Here is a 3,902-nt window from a genome sequence, read left to right as displayed (position 1 = left end):
CGGCGAAGCCGATCGTGAGCACGATGTTGGTGTTCGAGAGGTAGCGGATGCCGCGGGAGACGCCGGAGACCGCCGAGAGAACGAAGCCGACCGAGAGCACCGCGATGATCACGATCATCATGGTGTTGGTCAGTTCCGAGGCACCCGAGACGATCACGAAGCCCTCGCCGATCTGCAGCACAGCGATGCCGAGCGCGGCGGCGGTACCGAACAGCGTCGCGATGATCGCGAAGATGTCCACCAGCTGCCCCGCCCAGCCCTCGGAGTGCTTCTTGCCGAACAGGCGCTCGAAGATCGAGGACATCAGCAGGGTGCGTCCACGCCGATAGGCCGCGTACGCCACTGCCCCGCCCACCAGGGCGTACATCGCCCAGGCGTGGAAGCCCCAGTGGTAATAGGTCTGTGCGAGAGCCGTGTGCAGCGCCTCGACCGATTCGGGCTCGTTCGTCAGCGGCGGCGGGGTGAGGAAGTATGTCAGCGGTTCCGAGGGTCCCCAGAACATCACGCCGATGCCGAGGCCGGCGGCGAACAGCATCGCCACCCACGAGAAGGTGGAGAACTCCGGGGTCTCCCCGTCCTTGCCCAGCGGGATCTTCCCGTACCGGGAGAAGGCCAGGATCAGCAGGGTCACCAGCACCACCGTGGCGACGGCGTTGAAGAGCCAGCCGAGGTGGGTCATGACCCAGGCATAGGCGACGTTCGCGACGTCGCCGACGCTGGTGGGGCTGACGATCCCCCAGATCACGAAGGCGACGGCGAGGACGCCGGCGACGCCGAACACGATCTTGTCGATGCTGTAGCGACGGCGCTGCTCGTCGATGCCGATCCCCGGCACCAGGGCCGGGTGAATGTCATGGGGGTACTGGGGGCGGGAGTAGTCGAAGCTCGCCAGCGGGTTGCCGGGTGGGCGCCCTGGGGATCCGCCGCGCTCGCCCTTCTCCCTCGGGGCGGTGGGCTCGTCCAGGTTCGTCACGTCGTGACTCCGTTCGGGTGGGGAAGGCGGGACGGTTCCAGTACGGCGGGCCGCGAGACGGAGTCATCGCGTGCAGTCGCCGGCTGTTTTCCGACCGCTGCGCGTCGCACGCCGCAGGCATTCGAGCGCCTACTGTAATCAGCGAATCCACTGCCCGGGACAGGAGACGGCGATCTCACAGCTCGGCGAGCGTCCCGCTCTCGACGTGCCAACGGCGGTCGGTGCGCACTGTCTCGAGCATGCGCCGGTCATGGGTGACCAGCAGCAGGGTGCCCTCATAGGACTCCAGCGCCTGCTCGAGCTGCTCGATCGCGGGGAGGTCGAGATGGTTGGTGGGCTCATCGAGCACCAGCAGGTTCACGCCGCGGGCCTGCAGCAGGGCGAGGGCGGCACGGGTGCGCTCCCCCGGTGACAGCTCAGCGGCGGCACGGCCCACGTGGTCGGCGCGGAGCCCGAACTTCGCCAGCAGGGTGCGCACCTCAGCCGGGGACTGCTCCGGCAGCTGGGCCTCGACGGCGTCAGCGAGCGGGATAGACCCCATGAACAGCGAGCGGGCCTGGTCGATCTCGCCGATCCGCACGCTCGCGCCGAGCGACGACGACCCCTCGTCCACCGCGCGCCTGCCCAGCAGCGCCCGCAGCAGCGTCGACTTGCCCGCTCCGTTGGGCCCCGTGATCCCGATCCGCTCCCCGGCGGCGACCTGGGTCGAGATCGGTCCGAGGGTGAAGTCGCCCTGCCTCACCACCGCGCCGGTGAGGGTGGCGACCACGCTGCTCGAACGCGGTGCGGCACCAATCGTGAACTGCAGCTGCCATTCCTTGCGGGGTTCCTCCACCTCGTCCAGGCGCGCGATCCGGCTCTCCATCTGGCGCACCTTGCGGGCCTGCTTCTCGCTCGACTCGGACTGTGCGCGGCGGCGGAGCTTGTCATTGTCCGGGGACTTCTTCATCGCGTTGCGCACGCCCTGGCTGGACCATTCGCGCTGGGTGCGGGCTCGGGAGACGAGATCTGACTTCGTCGCGGCGAAATCCTCGTACTGCTCGCGGGCATGACGGCGCACCGTGGCCCGCTCCTCGAGGTAGGCGTCGTAGCCGCCGCCGTAGAGGCGGTGGGAGTTCTGGGCGAGGTCGAGCTCGAGCACCTCGGTGACACAGCGAGCGAGGAACTCGCGGTCGTGGCTGACCAGCACCACTCCCCCGCGCAGTCCGTGCACGAAGGTCTCGAGCCGCTGGAGCCCATCGAGGTCGAGGTCGTTGGTGGGTTCGTCCAGCAGCACCAGGTCGAAGCGGCTCAGCAGCAGCGCGGCCAGTCCCACCCGGGCGGCCTGACCGCCGGAGAGTGAGGTCATCTCGGTGTGCTGCACGCCCTGGGCCTCGTAGGGCAGCCCGAGATCCGCGAGCACCGCGGGGATCCGCTCCTCCAGATCTGCGGCGCCGCTGGCGAGCCAGCGCTCCAGGGCGGTGGCGTACACATCAGCCGGGTCGGGGCCGCCGCGCGGCGACTCCTGCCCGAGGGCGGTGGCCGCCGCGTCCATCTCCGCGGTGGCCTGCGCGCAGCCGGTGCGGCGGGCGATGTAGCCGGCGACGGTCTCGCCGTCACGGCGTTCGTGCTCCTGCGGCAGCCAACCCACGAAGGCGTCCGACGGCGAGAGGGAGAGGGCACCGGCGTGCGGGGCATTGACCCCGGCGAGCAGGCGCAGCAAGGTGGACTTGCCAGCACCGTTGGCACCCACCACGCCGATCACGTCCCCGGGCGCGACGGTGAGGTCGAGATCCTCGAACAGGACACGGTGGCCGTACCCGCCGGCAAGGCCGTGGGCGACGAGAGTGGCGGTCATCCGCACATTCTCCCACTGCGGCGAGCAGCACTCGCCGCCGCTGCCGCGTGGAGCTCCGGGTGATGACCCTTCTGCTCGCCCTGCGGTAGTTCACTTGTCAGCCATCGGCTGCATTGTGGACAGGTGTCGGACTGCTGGAGGGACGACGCACCTCCCTCGCGCCGACCCACCCGGTCCAGTCGCGAGCTCGCCTCTGCGGAAGGACCCCTCATGCGCTTCACCCCTGACCTGGCCGTCGCCTTCGGCGACTGGATCAAGCGCGACCGGATCCGGCGCGCCCTCATCGCCGCTCGGCCCGAGCTCGCCGGCACCCTGATGCTCGACGCCCAGCGGCCGCTGCTGCGGATCCCTCGCAAGAGCGGAGCGGTGGTGGTCATGGCAAGGATGCATGAGGCAGAGCCGACCTCGTGGGTCGTGGGGATCTCGGACGCTTCAGCACCGGTGCTCCACGAGCTCGACTCCGCCGACGACGTGGTGGCGCTGACGCTCGATCTGCTGGCCCTGCCGATTCCGACTCCCGACGGGACGGAGCCCCGCCTGCGGGGCTGACCGCTCGCGACCGACGAGAGCCACCTCACGCCATGGCATCACGTGGACACTTATCCGAAATGTCCGACTTTTGGCGCATGATGGGGGCGTGCTCCTGCGCAGCATCGGCAGGCAGCTCCCCCGCGACGGCCGCTCCCGGCCACCGCGATCACTCGCCCCTGTGGAAGGACCTGCATGCTTTTCACCCACGACATGGCAGCTGCCTTCGGCGACTGGCTCGAGCGTGAACGGATCCACGATGCTCTCGTCAGAGCCCGTCCCGAGTTGGACGGCCGGCTCATGCTCGATGAGGAGCGGCCCCTGCTGCGCATCCCGCTGCCCCACGGGGCAGGCATCGTCGTCGCGAAGACGGACGGGGAGTCGAGCGCCGGTTGGGTCCTCGGCATCCCTCATCCGCAGTCCCCCGCCCTGCACGAGACGAGCTCGCTCGGAGAGCTCGTCGGCCGGGTGCTCGAGGTGCTGGACACCTGGGGCGGCCCCGACGGCAGATTGAATCGGCCCGGGTTCTCTGCCGCTACTTTGTGGGTGCGGGCTCTCGGGTGA

General features: G+C 69.6%; 4 protein-coding genes. 2 read left to right on the top strand and 2 right to left on the bottom strand.

Annotated elements, in window-relative coordinates:
- Positions 1-973 (bottom strand): BCCT family transporter (locus tag ACTH43_RS18390; protein WP_441446329.1); only part of this gene is annotated, 973 nt, incomplete at its 3' end.
- A 175-nt stretch (positions 974-1,148) separates the two neighbouring features.
- Complete coding sequence (locus ACTH43_RS18385) at positions 1,149-2,810, bottom strand: ABC-F family ATP-binding cassette domain-containing protein (protein ID WP_441446328.1); 1,662 nt, start codon at positions 2,808-2,810, stop codon at positions 1,149-1,151.
- A gap of 210 nt (positions 2,811-3,020) precedes the next feature.
- Between ACTH43_RS18385 and ACTH43_RS18380 the strand changes: the two genes are divergently transcribed.
- Together ACTH43_RS18380 and ACTH43_RS18375 are read left to right on the top strand one after the other, a co-directional pair.
- Complete coding sequence (locus tag ACTH43_RS18380; protein ID WP_441446327.1) at positions 3,021-3,359, top strand: hypothetical protein; 339 nt, start codon at positions 3,021-3,023, stop codon at positions 3,357-3,359.
- 174 nt (positions 3,360-3,533) lie between these two features.
- Entirely contained in the window at positions 3,534-3,902 is a 369-nt protein-coding gene (locus ACTH43_RS18375) for a hypothetical protein (RefSeq protein ID WP_441446326.1), read from the top strand.

This window comes from Brachybacterium sp. (assembly GCF_052095815.1).
In the GTDB taxonomy this organism is placed as follows: Bacteria; Actinomycetota; Actinomycetes; order Actinomycetales; family Dermabacteraceae; genus Brachybacterium.
This window is presented reverse-complemented; position numbering and strand designations above follow the sequence as displayed.

Bases quoted from the DNA above. Each gene is read 5' to 3' on its own strand.
- ACTH43_RS18375 (WP_441446326.1), top strand. From the start codon at position 3,534: ATGCTTTTCACCCACGACATGGCAGCTGCCTTCGGCGACTGGCTCGAG.
- ACTH43_RS18380 (WP_441446327.1), top strand. From the start codon at position 3,021: ATGCGCTTCACCCCTGACCTGGCCGTCGCCTTCGGCGACTGGATCAAG.
- ACTH43_RS18385 (WP_441446328.1), bottom strand. From the start codon at position 2,810: ATGACCGCCACTCTCGTCGCCCACGGCCTTGCCGGCGGGTACGGCCAC.